Below are 22,027 nucleotides of genomic sequence, written 5' to 3'. Positions count from 1 at the left end.
GATGGCGATGTTCTTCAGGTTCGTTGCCCTCATGCGCAGTCCAGTGTACATTCGACGCAACCTGAAACGTTTCACCGGACGAAGGAGCCCGTTGATGAAACTAAGCCTGCGCCGAATCGGTGTGTTGACTATGGCCGTCCTGCTCGCGTCAGTGACCGTTCCTGGCGTGTCCCCGCTGTCGGGTGGCGATGTGGCTGTGGCGATGGAGTCCTCGGAGGCGCCAGAATCGCTGACTGTCAATCAATTGCCCTCACCCCGCGATGTCGCCGATCTGTCGGCACCCCTACTCGGATGGCGCGTGGGCTCTGCACGTCAGAGCGCCTACCAGGTACAGCTCGCGTTGAACGAGTCTGATCTGTCTCGCGCCCCAGTTTGGGATTCCGCGCGAGTCGAATCTTCAGCCAGTACCAACGTCGCCTACGCCGGTCCCGCTCTCACGCCTGCGGAAGGATACGTATGGCGGGTCCGCACCTGGGATGGCGATGTTGTGTCCCCGTGGTCCGCTCCGTCTCGCTTCGGGACGGCAACGGATGAATGGACGGGAACGACACCTATTTGGGCCCCGAACGCAGCCACATGGTCGGATTACACCGTGGAGGGCGATTTCCGGGTGGAAGCGCAGAACGCAACGATCGTTCTGCGAGCTCGGGATTCAAGCAACTATCTAATGTGGCAGTTTCGTGGGAACGGAGCCAATACTCTTGCGCCACACACCCGCGCGGGAAACTCGTTCACGCAGCTGAAGTCTGTCCCGTTGGGCGAGTCTTTGATCAATGGCACCACTTACAGGTTCAAGATCATTGCGTCCGGAAACCGCATCAGCACGTTCCTCAACGACCGAAAGATCGACGAAACGGCCGTGCCTGACTCTTACGCGACAGGTTACTTAGGATTCCGCACCGGAGGCTCAGAAAGAAATTCCTGGGATAATCTTCGGGTGACTTCAGCGGATGGTGGCTCTCTGTACTCAGACAACTTCGACGCTGCGTCCGCGGATTTTCCGTGTGCGTTGACGGTGGACGGCCGCCTTGCCGTAGGGTCCGGTCAGAACTGCATTTACTCGGCGGGGTCCACCGACTGGGCTTTCTTCCGCGGTGATGTAGACATCGCCGATAAAGATATTGCTTGGGCTACTGTTTACGCCACCGCAGCTTCTACTGCACCCACCCGTCAGTTCGTGTACAAGATGTGGTTGAACGGGGAGTTCGTCGGCCTGGGGCCGACGCAGCCGATTGCGCGTGAGACGAGGTACGACGGCTTCGACGTGACCGGCCTCCTGCGACGCGGGACAACCAACAGCCTCGGTGCTCTCGCCTACACGACGACTGACAAGCGCTTTCAGTCTCACCTTGTGGTCGAGTATTCCGATGGTTCCCGCGAAACGTTCGGTACGACGACGGATTGGAAAACGCTCAATGGCAGTCGGGTATTCCCCGCGGCCGGCAGTATCGGCACCCAATACTTCACAGCTCCGAAAGAAAACATCAATGCCGCGTCATACCCCACTGGGTTCTCGGAGCCTGGCTTCGACGACTCGCGGTGGACGCGGGCTGAAGCCAAGAACGTTTTCTCCGATCTCGAAGCAACTCCGACCGCCAAAGTGACGCAACAGTTGCAGCTGCCCGAGCGGATCGTCGAGAAATCGCCGGGCAACTACTTCCTCGATTACGGACGTACCTGGATCGGCGGGCTGAGCCTCGACCTCGAAGGAGTCAATGGTCAGATCCTTGACCTGCGTTTCGGTGAAGTGCTGTCCGCTCCGGAAACCGTGCGATTTGCGATGAACACCGGCAACACCTACCAGGACAAGTGGACTCTTCGCGACGGACGTCAGCAGCTCGAGACGTGGGGAATGCGAGTATTTCGCTACGCGGAGGTCCAAGGGGCCCCGACAGGTCTGACCGCAAACGACTTCCCTGCGCTGGCACAAGTTTATCCGTTTGACCCCGAGGGTGCAGCGTTCTCCTCGTCCGATGACAACTTGGTCAAGGTGTGGGAGCTGTCACGTCACACGGTAGACGCGACGAACCACAACCTATATGTCGACTCCTGGACGCGAGAACGCGACGCCTACGAAGCCGACTCGTATCTGCAAATGATGGCGAACTTCTACGTTTCAGACGATCCCACACTCGGCAACTACTCGTTGGAGTACCTTCTGACCGGTCGAACGTGGCCCACGGAATGGCCCATGTATACCATCCTCGCGTTCCACGACAGTTACACGCAAACTGGTGATACCACTGCGTTGGCCCGGAATTACAACAGTCTCAAGGCAAAGCTTCCTACTCGCTGGGTTGAACCAAGTACAGGTCTGATTCGCAAGAACTCCGGATCGAACGGAGCCAACAGCTGCACGGATTGTGACATCGTCGACTGGCCCGGCAGCGAGCGGGACGGCTACGTCTTCCGGCCGTACAACACGGTCATCAACGCCATAGGCCATCAGAGCTACGTCGACATGGCTGCTATCGCGACCGCGCTGGGTAAAAATGACGATGCCGCAGAGTTCACCGCGATTGCCCAACGTCTGCGTTCGGCGGCCAATGAGCGTCTTTTCGACACAACGAAGGGGGCATGGCGCGACGGGCTCAATGCCGACGGCTCATCGATCGATCATTTCGCGATCCAGGCAACGGTATTCGCAACGGCCTTTGGTCTTGCCGACGAACAGCGCGCGGCGCAGGCTGCGTCATACATCGAGTCGCGGGGAATGGCATGCAGCGTGTACTGCGCGGCCTTCGTCCTTGAGGCGCTCTACGACGGGGACCGAGCCGATGTTGCGCACGCGATGCTTACGAGTACCGGACTGCGAAGCTGGATGAACATGATAAACAAAGGCGCGGGGGCGACCGCTGAAGCCTGGGACTCTACTCTCAAAGGTAATCTGACGTACTCTCACCCTTGGGCTGCATCGCCGGCGTACAACATTCCGCAAGGCATGTTTGGAATTCGCCCCACAGTTCCGGGCTATGCGGCCTTCGACGTCCGTCCCCAACCAGCCGCTGTCGAATGGGCATCAGTTCGACTACCCACCCTGAAGGGTTCGATTGGCGTCGCCCACCACACTCACGACGGGCGAACCGACATCGCTGTCCACGTCCCTGGAAACACCGTTGCGCGCGCCTTCGTTCCTGGAGCAGCCGAAGATCGCGAACCGATTGTCTACCTGGACGGTCGTGCGACCCCGGCGACATGGGAACGCGGGTATCTGCGGGTGGACGATGTGCCCGCCGGTTGCCACGTGCTGAGCCTTGAGCCCGGCACCGGCCCGCGGACCGACGAGCGTCTGCTTGATGCGTGCCCGGACGGAGGCCCGACCTCACCAATGGACGAGACTGCTCCGATCGTCACCGGCCTGCCCGACACCGGATCTCTGATCCCGGACAACCAGCCGCTGAAGATACTCGCCACGGATGACGGGTATGGTGTGCGCTCGTTCACCGCGACCGTCGACGACCAAGTGGTCGACGCCACCCAATCGATCGATCTCAAGGGTCGTCGAGGGGATGTTGTCATCACCGCGCGCGCCGTCGACAATGCTGGGCTCAGCACCGAGGTCACCACCACTGTGACCGTCTTCCCTGAAGAAGGCAGCAAATCCGCACCCGGAGTCGGCGTGCTTTCGACCGACCAAGGCCACACAACAGGTCTGCGTGGCGGTACCTATAGCGTCGTGATGGATATGTGGTGGGGCTCAAATGGCGGCATGTTCCGGCTGTATGAGAACGGCAAACTTATCGCGACCGATTACCCCAGCCCAGAGACGCCGAAGGCGCAGAAGGTGAGTGTATTGGTCGAAGGTAAAGCAAACGGTACCTACACGTACACTGGTGAGCTGATTAATGCCAGAGGCTCAACGGCAACGAAGTCTTTGGTCGTCCAGGTGACTAATGCCGCCCCAGGCAAAGCCGTCCTGAGTAACGACAACTGGGATGGAGACGGTGCCTACACTGTCACGGGTGATATGTGGTGGGGGACGAACGCTACCTCGTATCGTCTTCTTGAGAATGATGTCCTCATCGACGAGAAGTCACTCACATCCGCTACGCCGGCCGCCCAGAAGACGACCACATTCGTCACCGGTCGGGCAGCAGGAAGTTATCGCTATACGCTGATCTTGGTGAATGCTGTGGGGGAGACTTCATCCGAGACCATGGTGGTAAAGGTGAAATAACAGCTCACGGCCAGCTCACCTCGGCGATTCGTATCACGCGAACCGACTCGCCGAGGTGAGCGGACGGCGGAGCTCCGGTCCCCCATCCGGGTAAGCCCCCCCGGCGTAAGACGCCTACAATCGCTGGAAGCCGCTTCGGGCTGGATGGCACGTCGGACTTGACTGTCCGTCAAGGCCGACGTCGAAGCTCGACCCCTTCATCCCGGAGGAGTTTCAGAACGCCAGACTTCGACAAGCTGTACTCCGAGCACAGGGCTGGAGTCGTGGCGTCCCCGCAGTATTTGGCAGCAGTCTCCGAGCGAGTATCCGCGCCGAGTCTTCAACCCAGACGCCACGCTGGCGCGCCATCTGCCGCCAGCGTGGCGGGCGCCAAGACGGCCAGTGCGGCCAACTTCTCGAGGTCGCGGAGAGCTGGCGGAAGCAGGTCTGATTTATTCGAGTTGCCTAGGTTCGACTCCCTCCGCGAGGCCGGCGCTGAATACCTGCCCGAACGAAGGCTTGGCGTACGCCGTTGTAGCTGACGTCGAAGTGCTTGGCGATTGCTGCGAGCGACTTGCCGTCGCCATAAAGTGCAGTGGCTTCGCGGACCTGCTCGTCGGTGAGTGGCTGGCAGCGAAGCTGAGCACCTTCGTCGCGGAGTAGTTCTAGTACTCCGCCCTTCGAGAGGCTGTACTCGGTACAGAGAGCTGGTGTCGTCGCGCCGGACTGATACTTCTCCACGATCTCAGCGACGAGTGCAGGATTGAGCCGACGGCGCAGGAGCCGAGGCGGATGCTCTGAGGGCGAGTGTTCGGCTATCGAATCTGGCGATAGACCAGCCAGTTTCTGTAGTTCCGCCAGGGGTGGCGGCAGAAGAGCCGATTTATTCGAGTTGCGGTGTACTGGGCCTACAGATGTCGAGAAAGCCCCGGTTCGCCGGGGCTTTTCTCATTCCCGGTCCGCGCGACCGTCGCTGGGCGTCGACGCCGACGCGGAGCCGCGCATGCACGGCAAGCACAGCGGCGGGATCCGCCCCGGACACGCCGCAGGGGCGGCCGGGCGCATCGGCGTGTCGAGCGTGATCCCCGCCGTCGTGCACGGGTCGAGCCGCGGCATCGTCACATCATCGTGTCGAGGATCCCCACCAGATCGTCGAACGTCGTCCGCGGATTCAGGATCGCGAAGCGCGCGTTGACGCGTCCGGCGTGGCTCGAGGGGGTCACGAAGGCGTGCTGCCCATCGAGCAGCTGCGCCGACCAGCGGTCGTAGTCGGCCTTCGCCCACCCGACGCGCTCGAAGACCACGACCCCGAGCTGGGGGCGGCGGACCAGCGTGAGCTCGGCGCGTCCGTCGATCTCGTCGGCGATGCGCTCGGCGAGGTCGATCGCGGTGGTGATGGCCTCGCGGTAGACCGCCGCGCCGTAAGTGGCGAGCGAGAACCACAGGGGCAGCCCGCGGGCGCGGCGCGTGAGGTGGGCGGCGAAGTCCGACGGGCTCCAGTCGCTCGTCTCGGTGAGGGTGTCGAGGTACTCGGCGTGCTGCGTGTGGGCACGGCGGCCGAGCTCGGGGTCGCGGTAGATGAGCGCGCACGCGTCGAAGGGGGCGAACAGCCACTTGTGCGGGTCGACCACGAGGGAGTCGGCGTGCTCGACGCCGGCGAACCGGTGCCGAGCCCGCGGGGAGAGCATGCCGGTGAGTCCGTACGCACCGTCGACGTGCAGCCACACGTCGGTGCCCTCGACCGCGCGGGCGATGTCGGCGATGTCATCGACGATGCCGAAGTTGGTGGAGCCGGCGGTCGCGACCACGGCGAAGACGCTGTCTCCGTGCTCGTCGAGGGCGGCGCGCACGGCGTCTCCGCGCAGCACGCCGTCGGCACCCACGGGCACGCCGACGACCTCGACGTCCATCACGCGCGCCGCGGAGGCGATCGAGGAGTGCGCCTCGACGCTGCAGACCACGCGCCAGGCGTCGGGGCGGGGGCTGCCGGCATCCGCGAGCCGATCACGCGCCGCCTCGCGAGCGGCGACGAGGGCGGACAGGTTGCCCAGCGTCCCGCCCTGGACGAAGACGCCTCCCGCGCCCTCGGGGAGTCCGAACTCGGCGGCGAGCCACCGCAGCACCTCGTTCTCGGCGTGCACGGCGCCGGCTCCTTCGAGCCACGAGCCGCCGTAGAGCGCGCTGGCCGAGACGACGAGGTCGAATGCGGCCGCGGCCTTGGTGGGCGCGCTCGGGATGAACGAGAGGTAGCGCGGGTCGTCGGTCGTGATGCACGCGGGGGCGAGGACGTGCTCGAAGATCCCGAGCGCCTTGCGCGCACCGATGCCCTTCTCATCGATGGTGCGGCCCGCGAGGCGCCGCAGTTCGGCGGCCGGCAGCGGCTTGTCGAGCGGCGTGTCCTCGGACGTGAGCCGACCCCGGGAGTACTCGAGCACCATGTCGACGATGGCGCGAGTCTCGTCGCTGACCTCGTGCATGCGCGCGGCGGGGGAGTGGGTCATCGAAACCCCCGGATCAGGATGCCGATCGCGGCCGCGACGGGAGGCGGCGTCGGCGTCGACAGGGGTGTGAGAGCGCGGGGCGGGTGGCGATCGGCTCGTGGGAGTCAGCTTAATTCGCCGTCGTCATCGCAGGAACGAGGAGCCGCACGAGTGGTGGGCGGGGATCGGGATGCCGGACGCCGGTGAGGCGGGCTTCCCGACGGCGCGTGCGGGACGGGCCTCGCGAAGAGGCCTCACGCCGCGGTGAGCTGCGGGGCGACCCGCGCGATGCGCGAGCGCAACTCGCCGACCGTCCGGTCGAAATCCTCGTCGCTGCCGGTCCGGGCGGGGTCGCGGATCGACCAGTGCACGTCGTCGCGACCGCCGAGGGCCTCGTGCGCGTGGTCGCAGACGCTGATGACGAAGTCTCCGGGCCGGGCGACGTCGCTGAGGGACCGGGGGCGGACGCGGTCGTCGAGGCGCAGATCGTGCCGGACCGCCGCGGCGACGGCGCCGGCGTGCACGCGTTCGCCGGGGTTCGTCCCCGCCGACTCCGCCGGAATCGCGCTGTGGGCCTCCCAGATGGCGCGGGCCAGTTGAGAACGGGCGGAATTCGCCGTGCAGACGAAGAGCACCCGGCCCTGGACCTTCCGTGGGGCGAGGGTGAGGTCGGAGAACGCTTCGGGAACGAGCTGCAGATAGCTGCGACGCCCGTCCGACTCGGATGGCACGCGCCGCGCGATCCCGCGGTCTTCGAGCACGTTGGCGTGGAAGGCGACGAGGTTCGACTTCATCCCCAGCACGGACGCGATCTCGCTCGACGACATGTCGCCCATCGCGAGCAGATCGACGATGCGCAGACGTCCCGGGTCTCCGAGAGCGGCGAAGGCCTCAGCGCGCCGTCGAAGATCGTCCATTATGCCCCCGTCCGCCCGGTCTGTCATCCGTCAGCGGAAATCACTTTTACTCAGTAGCCTTTGAGCGACCGCAACGGGCGGGCGCCCCCCAATAGTGCGCCCGTTGCGGTCTCTCACACCCTCGGGGCAAGAGGAGTTTCTCATGCGGCAGCGGCGCGTCGGGCGGCGGATCACGCCGCGTGTCGAAAGAAGCCGATGACCATGGCTGCGCAGGGCGACGGCGGTCGGCGAGCGCTCCGGGCGCAACGCGAACAGGATGCCGCGGCGTCACTGCCTGCGGGCCTCGCCACGGTCTTCGCGGGGCGCTATCGGGTCGCGGGGCCCCTCGGCCGCCGGGGGGTCGACGGCCACGTCTTCCGCGCGCGCGACGACATCCTCGCGCGCGACGTCGTCGTGAAGGTCTTCCCCCTCGACCCCGCGACCGCGACCGAGGCCCCGCGTCGGCTGGAGGGGGCCCGCGTCCTGGCCGCCCTCGATCACCCGGCGCTCATCACGCTCTACGACGCCCATCTCGGACGCGACGGCCGCGGCTATCTCGTGACCGAGTTCATCAACGGTCCATCCCTGCGCGAACGCCTCGACGACGGCGGACCGCTCGCGCCGCTCCTGGTCGCCGGGCTGATCGAGGATCTCGCACGCGGACTCGACGCCGTTCACGAGGTGGGCATCGTCCACCACCACCTCACGTCATCGCACATCCTGCTGCGTCCCGTCCGAAACGCCCACCGGCCGTTCGTCGCGGTGCTCGCCGACTTCGGCGTCGCCCACCTCCTGTCCGGTGGTGCCGGCGCCGCGGTCGACGACGCTTCCACCGACGACGAGGACTACCTGCCGCCGGAGCAACTGCGCGGGGAGGCGCCCGGCGCCGCCGCCGACATCTACGCCCTCGGCCTCCTGGCCGTGGAGGCGTTGACCGGTGAGAGCCCGGTGCTCGGGGGAGCGGCGCAGCACGTCCTTCTCGCGCCTCTCGATTTCGATCCCGTCATCCCCTCGCGGTTCGGCTACGGGTGGGAGGTGCTCCTCACCGCGATGACGGACCCCGATCCGGCTCGACGTCCGTCGGCGGCAGACGTCGTCGCCGTCGCGGTCGAGCTCCGGCAGGGCGCCGATGGCGGCGGAGCGATCCCCGTCCCCGATGTCTCCTCGTCCGAAGTCGACCCAGAGTCGAAGCCGGTGCCGGAGTCGGAGCCGGTGCCGGCCTTGCGCGCCGTGACGCAATCGCGCGAGGCGAACACGCGGCGGCGGCGCCCGCCCATCTGGGCCTGGGTCACGCACGCGCGCTGACCACGCCTCGCCGGCCGTAGCTGGCAATCGTCTGACCTTCTCCGGTGCGCCCGGTCGCCGAACCGCGTCTTTCCGGGACTCGCGAGGAGCGTGTATGCAGCCATGCGCATATGCACGACGTAGCGTCGACCTCAGTCCTCGGCATCCGCCCATGGCTTCCGGCCTTAGCGGTCACCCAGAACCGAGGAGCATGCCATGGCTGCACCCGTCATCGAATCCCGGATGGGACCGATCCGCCAGACCTACAAGGGAACGGCCGACTTCCCCCCGATGGCCAAGGCGTACACGGAATTGTCGCAGGTCGTCCGCGAGACGGGACTGCTCACGCGTGCCCGCCGCTTCTATGCGCTGGTCGGCACGGTGCTCGCCCTCGGCTTCGGCGGGGCGATCACCGGTTTCGTCCTTCTCGGGGACAGCTGGTTCCAGCTGCTGATCGCCGCCGCTCTCGGCATCCTCTTCACCCAGGTCGCCTTCCTCGCCCACGAGGCGGCGCACAAGCAGATCTTCGCGTCGGGACGCGCCAACGACCGCCTGGCCCTGTGGCTCGCTGCCGGCGTCGTGGGCATCAGCCTGTCGTGGTGGACGTCGAAGCACACCCGCCACCACGCCAACCCGAACCGCGTGGGCAAGGACCCCGACATCGAGGTCGACACGATCTCCTTCGTCGACGAGGATGCCGCGACCGCGCGCGGCCTGCGCCGCTGGATCACGCGTCGCCAGGGGTGGCTGTTCTTCCCGCTGCTCACGCTCGAGGGCGCGAACCTGCACGCGCACGCCTTCCGCCACCTCTTCTCGCGCGGAGAGGTGAAGGGGCGGTGGAGCGAGCTGGGCATCATTGCGCTGCGCTTCGCCGTGTTCGTCGCGCCCGTCTTCGTCTTCCTCCCGATCGGCATGGCGTTCGCGTTCCTCGGCGTGCAGCTCGCCGTCTTCGGGGTCTACATGGGGGCGTCTTTCGCTCCGAACCACAAGGGCATGGCCGTGATCGCGCCGAACGCCAAACTCGACTTCTTCAGCAAGCAGGTGCGCACCTCGCGCAACATCACCGGCGGCTGGTGGGCGACGTGGCTGATGGGCGGACTCAACTACCAGATCGAGCACCACCTGTTCCCGAACATGCCGCGCCCGCACCTCAGCCGCGCCCGGGCGATCGTCAAGGAGCACAGCAAGACGCTCGACGTGCCCTACGTGGAGACCACGCTGCTGCAGTCGTACGGAATCGTCATCCGGTACCTCAACCGCGTGGGCCTGGCCGCGCGCGATCCCTTCGAGTGCCCGATGACCTCGGCGGCCGCGCGCGCCTGACGCGCCCCGCGCGGACCATCGAGGTGGCCGTCGGGGGTGGGCTGCGGCCGTCGGCTCAGACCGGGGACGACTCCGGCCAGTGCACCGACACGGGCAGTCGGAGCGTTTCGCCGGCATCCACTCCCGAGGTGAGGAGATCGACGAGGGCGGTCATGGCCTCGCGGCCGAGCTGCTCGCCGTCGACGTCGATCGCGGGCACCTCGTCGGCGCCGATCGCCTCGGCCACCAGGCGTTCCGCGCTCACCACGATCTCCCCGGGTGAGGACACACCCCGGGCGCGCAGGGCGAAGACGAGGCCGAGCCCGATCGAGGTCGCGTAGGGGACCACCGCGGTCGCACCGGAGGCCACGACCGCATCGGTGGCGGCGACCCCCGCGGCGAAGGTCGCGGGGAAGGGACCGAGCGTCGTCAGTTGCGCGCGGTCCGCGACGGCGCGAGCGATCGCGGCGCTGCGCTGCGCGTCCTGCCACGAGCCCTCCGGGCCGCCGAGGTAGGCGATGGCGCGATGACCGGTGTCGGCGAAGCGGGCGGCGAGATCGGCGAAGGCGCTCGCCGTGTCGGCGACGATGGAGGTCATGCCCTGGATCTCGCGGTCCACGAGCACGGTGGGGCCGAAGACGGCGGCCGCCTGCACGATCTCGTCAGGCCCGCGCGGCGCGACGAGGACGCAGCCGTCGACCTGTCGCGCGAGGCGCTCGAACTCGACGAGGTCGTCGGCGTCGTCGAGGCGGTGCACCGCCACGGTGAGCTGAAGGTCGGATTCACGCGCGCGAGACTGCGCCCCCGCGACGATGGGGGTGAAGAACGCGTTGTCGAGCGTCGGGACGACGAGGGCGACGATCCCGCTGCTGCCGCGGGCGAGGTGGCTCGCGGTGCGATTGGGGACGAAGCCCAGCTGTAGGGCGGCGGCACGCACCCGTGCCACGGTGTCGGGGGCGACGAGGTCGGGGCGGCCGAGCGCACGCGAAGCGGTCGACTTGGCCACCCCGGCAAGAGCGGCGACATCGGCCAGCGTGGTCACTGCGCCCCCTTCCGACAGACGCGAGCACCGCGCGCAGTCCGTTCATCCTACTGAGCGGCCACAACCGGTTGCGTCCGCGTTTTACACGCTGTTTACACGGGAGGTCGCGTGAGCGACTCGCCGCCCCCTACGGTGGTAACAACCGGTTGCGCAACCGGTTGCAACCCCTCATGATCGGAGTCGGCCCGTGCTCTCACGCCGCACCGGACTGCTCGCCCTCCCCGGGCTGGCGCTGCTGCTGGTGGGCTTCCTGATCCCCTCGGTGGCGATGCTCTTCGCCCCGCCGGGGGTCAGCCCGCTCGACATCCTCGACCGGCTCAGCCGCATGCTGACTGACCCCTACGACCTCGCGATCATCGGTCGCACGGTCGGTCTCGGCCTCATCGTCACCGTGGTCTGCATCGTGCTCGGCTTCCCGATCGCCTACCTGTTGGCGCGGTCCACCTCGCGGTGGGCCGGCGTCCTGCTCGCCCTCGCGATCTTCCCCCTGCTGCTCAGCAACGTCGTCCGCACCTTCGGTTGGCTGGTCCTGCTCGGCTCGAACGGGGCCATCGGGCAGCTCCTCGTGGGCCTCGGCCTCGTCGAGAGGGCGCCGCAGCTGCTGTACACGGAACTCGCGATCGTGCTCGGTCTCACTCAGCTGTTCCTGCCTCTGGCGATCATCTCCTGCTACTCGGCCGTCGCGCAGGTCGACCCCGGTCTCGATGACGCGGCGCGCGGTCTGGGCGCCGGGCGTACCCGCACCTTCTGGGGGATCGTGGTGCCCCTGTCGGCCCCCGGCATGGTGGTCGCGGCCACGCTCGTCTTCGCCGGCAGCGTCACCGCGTACACGACGCCGTACCTGCTCGGAGGATCCAGCCAGCGGATGCTGTCGACACAGCTCTACTCGTACTCCAGCGTCACGATCGACTGGGCCGCGGCCAGCGCTACGGCCATCATCATGACGGTCCTCGTCTTCGCCGTGTCGGGCCTGTCGGCCATCGCCGGACGACGGGGGGCGACCTCGTGAAGACCTCGCGTCCCGTCGCGGCATCCCTCGCCGTCGCCGGCTACATCGTCATGATCGTGCCGATCCTGTTCGTCGTGGCGACCGCCTTCACCGGCGGGCGAACGCTGCGCTTCCCTCCCGAGGGCTTCTCGTTGCGCTGGTTCGGCGCGGCCTTCGCCTACAAGCCGTTCACCTCGGCGCTGGTGTCCAGCCTCGAGCTCGCACTGCTGGCGACGATCCTCGCCCTCGCGATCGGCGTGCCGGTCACCCTGGCGATCCACCGCGGGCGCCTGCCCGGCAAGGGCATCGTCGAGGGTCTCTTCCTCTCGCCGCTCATCGTCCCCGAGCTCGTCGTCGGGCTGGCGCTCTACCAGCAGCTCATCATCGGGCTGCGCCTCGACAACTTCCCGGTGCTCCTGATCGGCCACACCGTGCTGATGCTCCCGTACGCCGTGCGGGTGACCGGAGCCTCTCTCGCGCTGGCCGATCCCAGCGTCGAAGAGGCCGCTCGCGGTCTCGGGGCGTCGCCCCTGCGGGCGTTCTTCACGGTGACACTGCCCCTCCTTCGGCCCGGCATCTTCTCGGCGGGGCTGCTGAGTTTCGTCACGTCGTTCAACAACGTTCCGCTGTCGCTGCTGCTTCAGAGCCGGGACTTCCGCACACTGCCCGTCACGATGCTCGACTACGTGCAGCAGAGCTACGACCCCATGGTCGCGGCGACCAGCACCATCATCCTGGCGGGCACCGTCGTCGTGGCCGTCATCGCCGAACGCACCGTCGGCTTCGCCCGCATCTTCGGAGGGATCAACCGATGACCACTGCAGCAGAATTCGTCGGGGTCACCCAGCGCTTCGGCGACTTCACGGCCGTCGATGCGATCGACCTCTCCATCCCGACCGGTCAGCTCACGACTCTGCTCGGGCCGAGCGGCTGCGGCAAGACCACATCGCTGCGCATGCTCGCGGGGTACACGCAGCCCACCTCGGGGCGCATCATGATCGCGGGGACGGATGCCACGCGCACCCCGCCCGAGCGACGGGGCCTGGGCATGGTGTTCCAGTCGTACGCGCTCTTCCCCCACATGAGCGTCGCGGAGAACGTCGGCTACGGCCTGAAGCTGCGCAAGGTCGCCGGGCCGGAGCGGACGCGCCGCGTCGCTGAAGCCCTCGATCTGGTCGGGCTGGGGCATCTCGCCGCCAGCCGGCCCAAGAAGCTCTCGGGCGGGCAGCAGCAGCGCGTCGCCCTCGCCCGCGCGATCGCCATCCGCCCGACGCTCCTCCTCCTCGACGAGCCGCTGTCGAACCTCGACGCGCGGCTTCGTGTGCAGATGCGCGCCGAGATCCGTCGCATCCAGGCGGAGACCGGCCTCACGGTCGTGCTGGTCACGCATGACCAGGACGAGGCGCTGGAGATGTCGGACCGCATGGTCCTCATGCGCGAGGGACGCATCATGCAGGAAGGGGCACCGACCGAGGTGTTCACCGCCCCGGCGAACCGCTTCGTGGCCGAGTTCCTCGGGTACGAGAACTTCCTCGTCCTGTCCGACGGCGCGACCGCGACGATCCGTCCCGAGCACCTCGAGATCGACGGTCTCGCGACCGCCGGGGCTCTCACCCTCGACGGCACCGTCGTCGATGTCGCCTACCGCGGCGTGGACCGGCTCGTGACGGTCGACACCGTCGACGCGCAGGGTGAAGCCGTCCGTCTGATGGCCGACGTCCGCGACGAAGCGGTCACAGCCCGCCCGGGCGACCGTGTGACCGTCTCGGCGGCCGCATCGCGCCTGATCCGCCTCGCCGCCTGACAGCACCACCCGCAACAGCACCACCCCGTCCTGCCCCACCCGTACACACCTGCACCGCAGCCGCGGCTCCGCCGCCGCACGAGAGGAACCCGCATGACCCGCCCCACCCGCCGCCTGCTCGCGGCCTCGTCCGTCTTCGTCGCCACCGCTCTCGTCGCCACCGGTTGCTCCGGCTCGAGCGACGACGCCGCCTCGAGCGACACCATCGTCGTCAGCACGTTCCCCTTCGGTGTCGAGCAGTTCCAGCAGGCGATCATCGACCCCTTCACGGAGAAGACCGGCATCGCCGTCGAGGTCGAGACCGGCAGCAACGCCGACCGTCTCTCGCAGCTGCAGCTCGCCGCCGGTGATCCCGGCATCGACGTGATGCTGATCTCCGACACCTTCGCCGCGCAGGGCCAGGAACAGGACCTCTTCCAGAGCTTCGACGAGTCCGATGTGCCGAACCTGGCGAACATCGCCGACTTCGCCACCGAGGAGGGCTTCGACGGCCCGGCCTACAGCTACCAGCTGAACGGAACGATCTACAACACCGATCAGGTCACCGCCGCGCAGGCCGCGGACTGGTCCCTCTACGCCGACCCCGCTCTCGCCGGTCGTCTGGCCTTCCCCGACATCTCGGTCACCGCAGGACAGCTCGCGGTCTCGGGCGTCGCCTCGGTGTACGGCTCCGGACCGTACGACGTCGACTCGGCGTACACCACGCTCGGCGGCTGGGCCCCCGGCATCCTGCAGTTCTACACCTCGTCGACCGAGGTGACGAACCTGCTGACCCAGGGCGAGATCGTCGCCGCCGACTCGCTGAGCGGGTTCGCGACCACCCTGATCGCCTCGGGCGAGCCGGTCGCCTGGACGGCGCCGACCGAGGGGCGCTACATGGCGACCAACCGCGCCATGATCCCCTCCGGCGCCCCCAACCTCGACGGCGCCCACGCTTTCATCGACTACCTGCTCTCGGTCGAGGCGCAGAGCGCCTCGGCGAAGATCGTCGGCGACCTGCCGGTCGCCCTCGACGCGGAGATCCCCGAGGAGATCACCGCGGTCGTGGGCGACATCGCAGCCGACCCGGTGGCCGCCGGCTACGCCACCCTGGACCCCGCCGAGGTGCTGCCCAACCGCGCCCAGTGGGTGGAGCGCTTCGCCCGCGAGGTCTCCTCGCGCTGACCCCCCCGACCGGCCGCCGGAGTTCCCCCCACCCCGGCGGCCGCCCGCCCATCGCGGCCCCACCGCGATGGGCGGGACCCCTTTGCTCCTCGACGCTCGAACGGCTCCATGACCTCCGCATCGCCCCTCCCCGCCGACTACCTCCGCCGCCTGCCCAAGGCCGATCTGCACTGCCACCTCATCGGCACCGTGCGTCCCGCGACCTTCGCGGAACTCGCGCGGCGGGAGCGGCTGGCGCTGCCGGACGACCCGGAGCGCATCTTCGCCGACATCAACTCCCTCCCGCCCGACCCGGCGCTGTACGAGAACACCCGCATCCCGGTACCGCAGGGACGCGGGGTCGACGAGCCCGAGGTGTCGTACTCGCTCTTCCAGGTGTCCAACTGGGTGGTCGAGGTGCTGCGCGACGCCGACGACCTCACGCGCATCGTCTACGAGGCGTTCGAAGACGCCCACCGGCGAAGCGGTACGCGCCACCTCGAGTTGTTCTTCGACGCCCTCCCGCCGCACCTGTCGTCACTCGGGTACACCGGGGCGGTCGAGGCCTACGCCGAGGGGATCCGCCGCGCCGAGCGCGACTTCGGAATGTCGGGACGGATGATCCAGGGCATCGACCGCAGTCGCAGCGGTGCGGAGGCCCTCGAGGTCGTCCGCCGCGTCGTCGACAACCCGCACGAGTACGTCGCGGGCATCGGACTCGACAACCTCGAGACGGCCGGTCCCCCCGAGCGTTTCGTCGATGCCTACCGGCTGGCCGGCGAGGCGGGGCTGCGCCGGACGGCGCACTCCTCGGAGCACGCGCCCACCGCCGTCAACACCCTCACGTGCCTCGACGTGCTGGGCTGCGACCGCATCGACCACGGGTACTACGTGCTCGAGGACGACGCGGTCGTCGCCCGCCTGCGCGAGCAGCAGGTGGCGTTCACCGTCGCCTCCACGACGTCGCGACGATCGTGGCGGCCGTGGCGCCGCGCGTCCATCGCGGCGATGATCGACGCGGGGCTCAACGTCATCCCGTGCTCCGACGACCCCGGGATGTTCCCGACCACCCTCGCTCAGGAGTACGCGATCGTGTCCGAGCAGATCGGCGCCTCGCATGCCGAGGTGCGGCGCATGGCGCTCGCCTCTGCAGAGGCGTCGTGGTTGCCGGGCGAGGAGCACGCGCGGCTCGTGGAGTCGTTCACCGCCGAGATCGCCTCCCTCGACGAGGAGTTCGGGCTCGTCCCCGGTGCGGCCCAGCGTTGAGCCGTCGCCGTGGTCGGCGCGTTGCTGAGCCGTCGCCGGGCGGCGGCACATCAGTCCCCGCCCGTGTCGCGCTCATCGTGCTCACTCCGGTCGCTTTGCCGACGTCGCAGAGGCTCGGCCACCCTGGTCGGACGTAGCCTGGACCTGGGAACCGGGGAGGCGCGGATGACGCAGGGTGCGACCAGCGGGTCGACGACGTCGGTCCGTCGCGTCCTCGAGCGATGACGGCATCCGCAGACCCGCGGCGGTGGCGCGCGCTGGCCGTGCTGCTGATGGGGCAGTTCGCGTCGCTCCTCGACCTCAGCGTCACCAACGTCGCGCTCCCCTCGATCGGGCGGTCGACGGGCGCCGGGGCGAGCGAGCTGCAGTGGGTCATCACGGGCTACGTCCTGGCCTTCGGTCTCGTCCCGGTGATCGGCGGCCGGCTCGGCGACGGTCGCGGGCGCCGGCGCATGTTCGTGGCGTCCATGCTGGGCTTCGTGGTCGCGAGCGCCCTGGTGGGGCTCGCCCCGACGCCCGAGGTGCTCATCGCCGCGCGTGTGGTGCAGGGGATCTTCGGCGGCATGATCGGGCCGCAGGTGTCGGGCTACATCCAGAACGCGTTCCCCCCGCTCGAGAGGGGCAGGGCCTTCGGGCGGCTCGGCCTCACAGTGGGCGCGGGTACCGCGCTGGGGCCGGTGGTGGCGGGCCTGCTGATCGCCGTGGGCGGCGAAGCCGACGGCTGGCGTCTCGTGTTCTTCATCAACGTGCCGATCGGCGTCGCGGCGGTGCTGCTCGCGCGGCGCTGGGTGGCCGCGGACGCGCCGGTGGCGCCGGACGCGGGACGACGGCTCGACCTGCTCGGCGTCGTGCTGCTGGGGGCGGGACTTCTCTGCCTGCTCTTCCCGATCGTCGAGACGGGCCAGGCGGGGGGGACCATCTCGCTCCTCCTGCTCGTCCCGGCGGCCGGACTGCTCGTCGCCTTCGTCCGCCACGAGGCTCGTCTGACGCGGACGGACGCCGCCCCTCTGGTGGATCTCCGCCTGTTCCGCACGCGGTCGTTCGTGATCGGGGTCGTGTTCGCGGTGGTGTTCTTCTGCAGCAACACCGGGATCCCGCTCGTACTCGCGTTGTACTACCAGGACGGTCTGGGTTTCACCGCCCTGCAGTCGGCCCTGGGTGTCACGGCCTACGCCGTCGGCACGGTCTTCGGGGCGCCCGTCGCCGGCCGCTTCGTGTCACGCGTCGGCAGACCCCTCCTGCTCGGGGCCGTGTCGCTCTTCACGCTCGTGACGGTCGTGCTCGGCCTCGTCGTCCGAGCCGCGCCCGAGGCGACCGATGCGACCGGCGTCATCCTGCGCCTGTGCGTGCCGCTCTTCGTCCTCGGCGTCGCAGGCGGGGCGATCGTGACGCCGAACCAGACGCTCACCCTGGCCGAGGTCGACCCCGCGCGCGGCGGCGTCGCCGGAGGGGTGGTGCAGACCGCTCAGCGCGTGGGCGCCTCGATCGGCCAGACGGTGCTCGGTACGAGTTTCGTCCTCGTGCTGGCAGGGGCGACGCGCGCGTCGGGGCCGGGCTCCCCGGCGCCCGATCCGAGCGTCTTCGCCGACGCCCTCACGGTCGCCCTCGCCGTGTCGGTCGTCTTCTCGGCGGCCGCCGCCGTCCTCAGCGGCGTCGAGGTGCGGCGGTCGCGGGCGCGGTAGCGCTCAGCCTTCGTCGTCCCAGCGCGAGAGCGGGCGGTCGTCGTCCTCGTCGCGCGCGGCGCCGCGTGCGGCCGGCCACTCCAGCTGGAACCCGCACTCGCGGCACTCGTCGGCATCCTCCCCCTCGTCCACGAGAGGGTGCATCGTGATGCCGCACGCCGGGCAGATAGGCTGCCGGTCATCGACGGGCATGTCGGGGTAGGTCATGGCAGAGGGCTCCTGGAGGCACCGCCGACGGCGGACAGCAGGAAGAACCGCGCCGGCACCCGTCGTGTTCCCGCCCGTCCGATGCCGCGCGCGCCCGATAGCGTCGGAGCATGAGCGTCCCCGTCCCCCTCGGCCTCGGTCTCGCCGCCGTCGGCCGCCCGGCCTACATCACCACGGCACGCGACGCCGACCTGGGCGACCCCGCCGAACGGTCGATCGACGCCCTGCGCGCGCGGGCGCACGAGCTGCTAGACGAAGCGTGGGCACTCGGCATCCGGTATGTGGATGCGGCACGGTCGTACGGGTTCGCCGAGGAGTTCCTCGGGTCGTGGCTGGCTGTCCATCCCGAGCGCCGCGCCTCGCTCACGATCGGCTCGAAGTGGGGCTATGCGTACGTCGGCGACTGGAAGATGGATGCCGCGGTCCACGAGCGCAAGGAGCACTCGGCCGCGATGTTCGACCGGCAGTGGCCCGAGACGCTCGAGGCGCTCGGGACGGCCCCCGATCTCTACCTGATCCATTCCGTCACCCCCGAGAGTCCGGTCCTCATGGATGCCGCGGTGCTCGAGCGGATGCGTCGGTTGCGGGACGAGGGGGTGCGCGTGGGGCTGTCGACGAGCGGGCCGCGCCAGGGCGAGGTGCTGCGCGCGGCCCTGGCCCTCGCCGACACGCCGTTCCGCGCGGTGCAGTCGACGTGGAACCTGCGCGAGGCGTCTGCCGGTGAGGCGCTCGCCGCGGCGCACGACGCCGGCTGGACGGTGGTGCTCAAGGAGGTGCTCGCCAACGGCGCGCTGGCCGAGGCCGAACCGGGCGACACCCTCGCCCGGACGGCATCCGGGACCGATCCCGACGTCTTCGCGATCGGCGTCGCGCGGGCGCAGTCCTTCGCCGACGTCGTGCTTCTCGGCGCGACCACGCGCGCGCACCTGCGCCGTGGCGCGGTCGCTCCGGCACGGTCGATCGAGCGGTCCGAGCTCGACGCCCTCGCTGTGGACCCGGTGGTCTACTGGCGGGAACGCTCGGAACGTCCGTGGCGCTGACGCCGCGGATTCAGGACACGCAGCGCACGTCGGCGACCGAGCCCGAGACGTTCGCCGACGAGCCCGCGATCGCCGTGGCCAGCACCGATCCCGCCGAGGTGCGCGCCTGAGCGTAGCCCGCCGACCGGGCGTTGGCGATCGAGCGCACGGTGATGCCCGGCGCGTACGTGCCGCACGTCGACCAGGACACGCGCGTGCCCGACAGGCCGGTGCCGCTGAAGGCGCACACGTTGCCGGTGGCGCAGCTGCCGACCGCCTTGTCGTCGTCGGCGGGCACGTCGACCCTCATGCCGAGCTCCGGCCACACCGCGTGGCGGGCGTCGACCACGACCCCGCCGGGGATCCCGGCGAGGGCCGCGGCGATGTCGGGGTGGAGGTCGGCGGGCTGATCGTCGGTGCGGCTCATCGGGGAGCGTCCTCTCTGTCCTGCGCGTCCCACAGGGCGTATTCGGTGAGCGACCCGGCGGGCAGGTCGAGGTCGGTGTTCGCGGCGGTCAGCGCCGACTCGAATCCGACGATGCGTCCGGTCTCGGTCGACAGCAGCAGCGTCACCTCGGTGTTCGCGGTCGATGAGGGGATGCCGGCCAGGCCCACGACCTCGCGCCCGAGGCGGTCCTGGGTCGTCCCGAGCGCCCGAAGACCGGGCGACGCGGCGACGACGTCCAGCAGCGCGGACTGCTGGGCGTCGTCCAGGGTCCACTCGCCCTGGATGCTCCGCACCCCCACGATGGCATCGCCAGCGTCCAAGGTGTCGGTGGCCCCCGTCGCCGTCGTCAGCAGCGTGCGCATCGCCTCGGGCGACGCCTCCGGCGGCGTCGGCGACAGGGGGCGGAACTGGTTGCGCACGTAACGCACGTCACCGACGACGGTCCCGGGAGCGGGGTCGACGTTCGGCACGGTGTCGCCGTCGGCGTTCGTGGCCTCGGCCGCCGTGGTCACCACCGACCCGGAGAAGTCCTCGTTCCACCGCAGATCCACCCACTCGCGTCGGAACACCGTCGCCTCGGCCCCGTCGGGGGAGGCGCTGAAGTACCAGCCGAGCGACAGGGAGCGGCGCTCCGCGGCGGCGCCGTCGTCCCCGGCGGCCAGCCGGGCCTGCGCGTCCGCGACCACCTCCGCGGCGCCGGTTCCGCTGGGCACGGCCGTGTAGACGAGGGGCTTGGGGGTGAGAGCGGATGCCGAGGACCCCGGCATCCACAGCACCCCCGTCACGATGGTCAGGATCAGCACGACGGCGGCGGCCGCCGACGTCCACGCCAGTGCGGGGCGACGGCGACGCACGGGCGGGCGGTCGAGGATCTGCCGCAGACGCCGCTCGGCGTCGAGGGGGAGGGGGGCGTCGAGCGGGGTCTCGGCGGGGTCGAGGCGGCGCAGCGCGCGCGCGAGGTCATCGTCGGTCATCGCCCACCCCCTTCGCGGGGACGACGGCGCCGTCCAGGAGAGGTCGCAACCGTGCCCTCGCTCGATTCAGTCGCGTCCACACCGCGCCGGCGTTCATCTCCATGACAAGGGCCACCTCGGCGGCCGAGAGCTCCTCCCAATACGTGAGCCAGAGGATCTCGCGTTCGCGCTCGGGAAGACCGCGGATGGCATCGACGAGGCGTTGCGCCATCGCGGGTTCGGCCTCGCTCGCCAGAGCGCGCACGTGGTCTTCGATGTGCGTCCACAATGCCCCCTCCCTGTCGCGTCGCCGATATTCATTCGCGATGAGGTTGCGCGCGGTGCGGTACAACCACGGCAATCCGAACGGATCACGCGGATCGCGTTTGCGCCACGCGATCTCGAAGCAATCCATCGTGAGGTCGGCGGCGGCCTCGCGATCCGACACGCGCCGTTCGATGAACCGCCGAACGGCGTTGTGGTGCTCGCGGAAGAGCGCCACGAATTCCGTCTCGTCGATCACCGGCGCGCGTCTCCGTGCGTTCGAGAGGGCTGTGTCGGAATGCCGGGAATCCTTACGCGGCGACGCGCAGGAAAAAGATTTCGTCCCCTTGTAAGGAATGCGCCCCCACTGACACCACACAGATGGGGGTGGGTGTCGTCTCCGGCTTCGAGACGACGCCCATACGCCCGTCGACAGATGTTCGGGACTGAGGTCGACGGGCGAGGGAGTGCACTGCATGGGGGCGGTGCACTCCCTCGGATCCTCGTCATGTCACCCAGGATGCCAGAGCGCGGCGCACGGCATCCCTTGCGCGCTCGCCGGGGCGGCCGTCGAACACGGCGGTGACCGCCTCCGGATGCCATCGCTGTGCTTCCCCGGGGCGTGCGTCATCGAACCCGGTCTGCGCGCGGTGAGACGGACGCTCTCAGTCCGGCTCGACGAGCAGATTCGTGATGCGCGCCGTCGCGATGAGCCGGTCGTCGTCGTCGGTCACGCGCACGTCGTAGGTCGCGACACGGCGCCCGCGGTGGGCCGGGGTCGCGACGGCGTGGATGCGCCCGTCGCGGGCACCGCGGTGGTGCGTGATGTTGAGGTCGACGCCGACGCAGACCTTCCCGAGGGTCGAGGCGTGGATCATCGCCGCCCACGACCCCACCGCTTCGGCGAGGGCGGCGGTGGCGCCGCCGTGCAGCCGACCGAGCGACTGCGTGTTGCCGTCGACGGGCATCGACGCGCTGACGCCGTCGGTCGACTGCGCCGTGACGACGATGCCGAGACGCTCGTCGAGGGCGCCGGGAACGATGGTCCACGGTGTCATGGCGGCTCCTTCCGCCGTCCTCTTGTCGGACGGTC

The 22,027-nt window shown here is 68.9% G+C and carries 18 protein-coding genes; 10 read left to right on the top strand and 8 right to left on the bottom strand.

Features of this window, described 5'->3' with window-relative positions; all coding sequences use genetic code 11:
• Position 1 precedes the first annotated feature (1 nt).
• Positions 2 to 4,177: a family 78 glycoside hydrolase catalytic domain gene (locus AB0N82_RS08640; protein WP_363390443.1), complete on the top strand. Its 4,176-nt coding sequence runs from the start codon at positions 2 to 4 to the stop codon at positions 4,175 to 4,177.
• Positions 4,178 to 5,274: 1,097 nt separating this feature from the next.
• Here the strand turns inward: AB0N82_RS08640 and AB0N82_RS08635 are convergent.
• Positions 5,275 to 6,657: an aminotransferase class V-fold PLP-dependent enzyme gene (locus AB0N82_RS08635; RefSeq protein WP_363390440.1), complete on the bottom strand. Its 1,383-nt coding sequence runs from the start codon at positions 6,655 to 6,657 to the stop codon at positions 5,275 to 5,277.
• 233 nt (positions 6,658 to 6,890) lie between these two features.
• Complete coding sequence (locus tag AB0N82_RS08630) at positions 6,891 to 7,553, bottom strand: ArsR family transcriptional regulator (protein WP_363390437.1); 663 nt, start codon at positions 7,551 to 7,553, stop codon at positions 6,891 to 6,893.
• Between the two features lie 195 nt (positions 7,554 to 7,748).
• Between AB0N82_RS08630 and AB0N82_RS08625 the strand changes: the two genes are divergently transcribed.
• On the top strand, positions 7,749 to 8,837 hold the full coding sequence (locus AB0N82_RS08625) for a serine/threonine-protein kinase (RefSeq protein ID WP_363390434.1): 1,089 nt from the start codon (positions 7,749 to 7,751) through the stop codon (positions 8,835 to 8,837).
• Positions 8,838 to 9,032: 195 nt separating this feature from the next.
• The gene (locus AB0N82_RS08620; protein ID WP_363390431.1) at positions 9,033 to 10,139 is read left to right on the top strand and encodes an acyl-CoA desaturase; all 1,107 of its coding nucleotides are present in this window, start codon (positions 9,033 to 9,035) and stop codon (positions 10,137 to 10,139) included.
• Between the two features lie 55 nt (positions 10,140 to 10,194).
• On the opposite strand, the gene AB0N82_RS08615 is transcribed toward AB0N82_RS08620, so the two are convergent.
• Positions 10,195 to 11,160: a LacI family DNA-binding transcriptional regulator gene (locus AB0N82_RS08615; protein ID WP_363390428.1), complete on the bottom strand. Its 966-nt coding sequence runs from the start codon at positions 11,158 to 11,160 to the stop codon at positions 10,195 to 10,197.
• A gap of 187 nt (positions 11,161 to 11,347) precedes the next feature.
• On the opposite strand from AB0N82_RS08615, the gene AB0N82_RS08610 reads away from it, so the two are divergent.
• The 6 genes from AB0N82_RS08610 to AB0N82_RS08585 all read left to right on the top strand — a co-directional run bounded on the left by AB0N82_RS08610 (position 11,348) and on the right by AB0N82_RS08585 (position 18,043).
• A complete protein-coding gene (locus AB0N82_RS08610; RefSeq protein ID WP_315995059.1) occupies positions 11,348 to 12,169 on the top strand; it encodes an ABC transporter permease in 822 nt (273 codons plus the stop codon).
• Positions 12,166 to 12,963 carry an ABC transporter permease gene (locus AB0N82_RS08605; RefSeq protein WP_315995058.1) on the top strand — a complete coding sequence of 266 codons (798 nt, stop codon included), beginning with the start codon at positions 12,166 to 12,168 and terminating at the stop codon, positions 12,961 to 12,963. Before AB0N82_RS08610 ends, AB0N82_RS08605 begins: the two co-directional genes overlap by 4 nt.
• Positions 12,960 to 13,952, top strand: coding sequence for an ABC transporter ATP-binding protein (locus AB0N82_RS08600; protein WP_315995057.1), 993 nt, complete (start codon positions 12,960 to 12,962; stop codon positions 13,950 to 13,952). The genes AB0N82_RS08605 and AB0N82_RS08600 overlap by 4 nt, the downstream gene beginning before the upstream one ends.
• Before the next feature lie 93 nt (positions 13,953 to 14,045).
• Positions 14,046 to 15,116 (top strand): extracellular solute-binding protein, encoded by a 1,071-nt coding sequence (locus AB0N82_RS08595; protein ID WP_363390423.1) that lies wholly within the window; start codon positions 14,046 to 14,048, stop codon positions 15,114 to 15,116.
• Positions 15,117 to 15,224: 108 nt separating this feature from the next.
• Complete coding sequence (locus AB0N82_RS08590; RefSeq protein WP_363390420.1) at positions 15,225 to 16,361, top strand: hypothetical protein; 1,137 nt, start codon at positions 15,225 to 15,227, stop codon at positions 16,359 to 16,361.
• A gap of 221 nt (positions 16,362 to 16,582) precedes the next feature.
• Positions 16,583 to 18,043: an MFS transporter gene (locus AB0N82_RS08585; protein ID WP_363390417.1), complete on the top strand. Its 1,461-nt coding sequence runs from the start codon at positions 16,583 to 16,585 to the stop codon at positions 18,041 to 18,043.
• A gap of 3 nt (positions 18,044 to 18,046) precedes the next feature.
• On the opposite strand, the gene AB0N82_RS08580 is transcribed toward AB0N82_RS08585, so the two are convergent.
• On the bottom strand, positions 18,047 to 18,250 hold the full coding sequence (locus AB0N82_RS08580) for a hypothetical protein (protein ID WP_315995053.1): 204 nt from the start codon (positions 18,248 to 18,250) through the stop codon (positions 18,047 to 18,049).
• Positions 18,251 to 18,360: 110 nt separating this feature from the next.
• Here AB0N82_RS08580 and AB0N82_RS08575 point away from each other — a divergent pair, with 110 nt between their 5' ends.
• Positions 18,361 to 19,290, top strand: coding sequence for an aldo/keto reductase (locus tag AB0N82_RS08575; RefSeq protein ID WP_315995052.1), 930 nt, complete (start codon positions 18,361 to 18,363; stop codon positions 19,288 to 19,290).
• A gap of 10 nt (positions 19,291 to 19,300) precedes the next feature.
• Here AB0N82_RS08575 and AB0N82_RS08570 read toward each other — a convergent pair whose 3' ends face one another.
• The 4 genes from AB0N82_RS08570 to AB0N82_RS08555 all read right to left on the bottom strand — a co-directional run bounded on the left by AB0N82_RS08570 (position 19,301) and on the right by AB0N82_RS08555 (position 21,992).
• A complete protein-coding gene (locus tag AB0N82_RS08570; protein WP_363390413.1) occupies positions 19,301 to 19,696 on the bottom strand; it encodes a hypothetical protein in 396 nt (131 codons plus the stop codon).
• Positions 19,693 to 20,691, bottom strand: coding sequence for a hypothetical protein (locus AB0N82_RS08565; protein WP_363390410.1), 999 nt, complete (start codon positions 20,689 to 20,691; stop codon positions 19,693 to 19,695). The genes AB0N82_RS08570 and AB0N82_RS08565 overlap by 4 nt, the downstream gene beginning before the upstream one ends.
• Positions 20,678 to 21,193, bottom strand: a complete 516-nt coding sequence (locus AB0N82_RS08560) for a sigma-70 family RNA polymerase sigma factor (RefSeq protein WP_363390407.1) — start codon at positions 21,191 to 21,193, stop codon at positions 20,678 to 20,680. The genes AB0N82_RS08565 and AB0N82_RS08560 overlap by 14 nt, the downstream gene beginning before the upstream one ends.
• Before the next feature lie 406 nt (positions 21,194 to 21,599).
• Positions 21,600 to 21,992: a PaaI family thioesterase gene (locus AB0N82_RS08555; protein WP_363390404.1), complete on the bottom strand. Its 393-nt coding sequence runs from the start codon at positions 21,990 to 21,992 to the stop codon at positions 21,600 to 21,602.
• Positions 21,993 to 22,027: the final 35 nt, after the last annotated feature.

This window comes from Microbacterium sp. NPDC089186, assembly GCF_040685115.1.
Taxonomy (GTDB): Bacteria; Actinomycetota; Actinomycetes; order Actinomycetales; family Microbacteriaceae; genus Microbacterium; species Microbacterium galbum.
Note: the sequence above shows the minus strand (reverse complement) of the source record. Positions and strands in the feature narration are given on the sequence as shown.

Coding starts and splice junctions, on each gene's coding strand:
- AB0N82_RS08625 (WP_363390434.1), top strand. CDS start 7,749: ATGACCATGGCTGCGCAGGGCGACGGCGGTCGGCGAGCGCTCCGGGCG.
- AB0N82_RS08630 (WP_363390437.1), bottom strand. CDS start 7,553: ATGGACGATCTTCGACGGCGCGCTGAGGCCTTCGCCGCTCTCGGAGAC.
- AB0N82_RS08635 (WP_363390440.1), bottom strand. CDS start 6,657: ATGACCCACTCCCCCGCCGCGCGCATGCACGAGGTCAGCGACGAGACT.
- AB0N82_RS08555 (WP_363390404.1), bottom strand. CDS start 21,992: ATGACACCGTGGACCATCGTTCCCGGCGCCCTCGACGAGCGTCTCGGC.
- AB0N82_RS08585 (WP_363390417.1), top strand. CDS start 16,583: ATGACGGCATCCGCAGACCCGCGGCGGTGGCGCGCGCTGGCCGTGCTG.
- AB0N82_RS08575 (WP_315995052.1), top strand. CDS start 18,361: ATGAGCGTCCCCGTCCCCCTCGGCCTCGGTCTCGCCGCCGTCGGCCGC.
- AB0N82_RS08620 (WP_363390431.1), top strand. CDS start 9,033: ATGGCTGCACCCGTCATCGAATCCCGGATGGGACCGATCCGCCAGACC.
- AB0N82_RS08595 (WP_363390423.1), top strand. CDS start 14,046: ATGACCCGCCCCACCCGCCGCCTGCTCGCGGCCTCGTCCGTCTTCGTC.
- AB0N82_RS08580 (WP_315995053.1), bottom strand. CDS start 18,250: ATGACCTACCCCGACATGCCCGTCGATGACCGGCAGCCTATCTGCCCG.
- AB0N82_RS08565 (WP_363390410.1), bottom strand. CDS start 20,691: ATGACCGACGATGACCTCGCGCGCGCGCTGCGCCGCCTCGACCCCGCC.
- AB0N82_RS08570 (WP_363390413.1), bottom strand. CDS start 19,696: ATGAGCCGCACCGACGATCAGCCCGCCGACCTCCACCCCGACATCGCC.
- AB0N82_RS08600 (WP_315995057.1), top strand. CDS start 12,960: ATGACCACTGCAGCAGAATTCGTCGGGGTCACCCAGCGCTTCGGCGAC.
- AB0N82_RS08590 (WP_363390420.1), top strand. CDS start 15,225: ATGACCTCCGCATCGCCCCTCCCCGCCGACTACCTCCGCCGCCTGCCC.
- AB0N82_RS08640 (WP_363390443.1), top strand. CDS start 2: ATGGCGATGTTCTTCAGGTTCGTTGCCCTCATGCGCAGTCCAGTGTAC.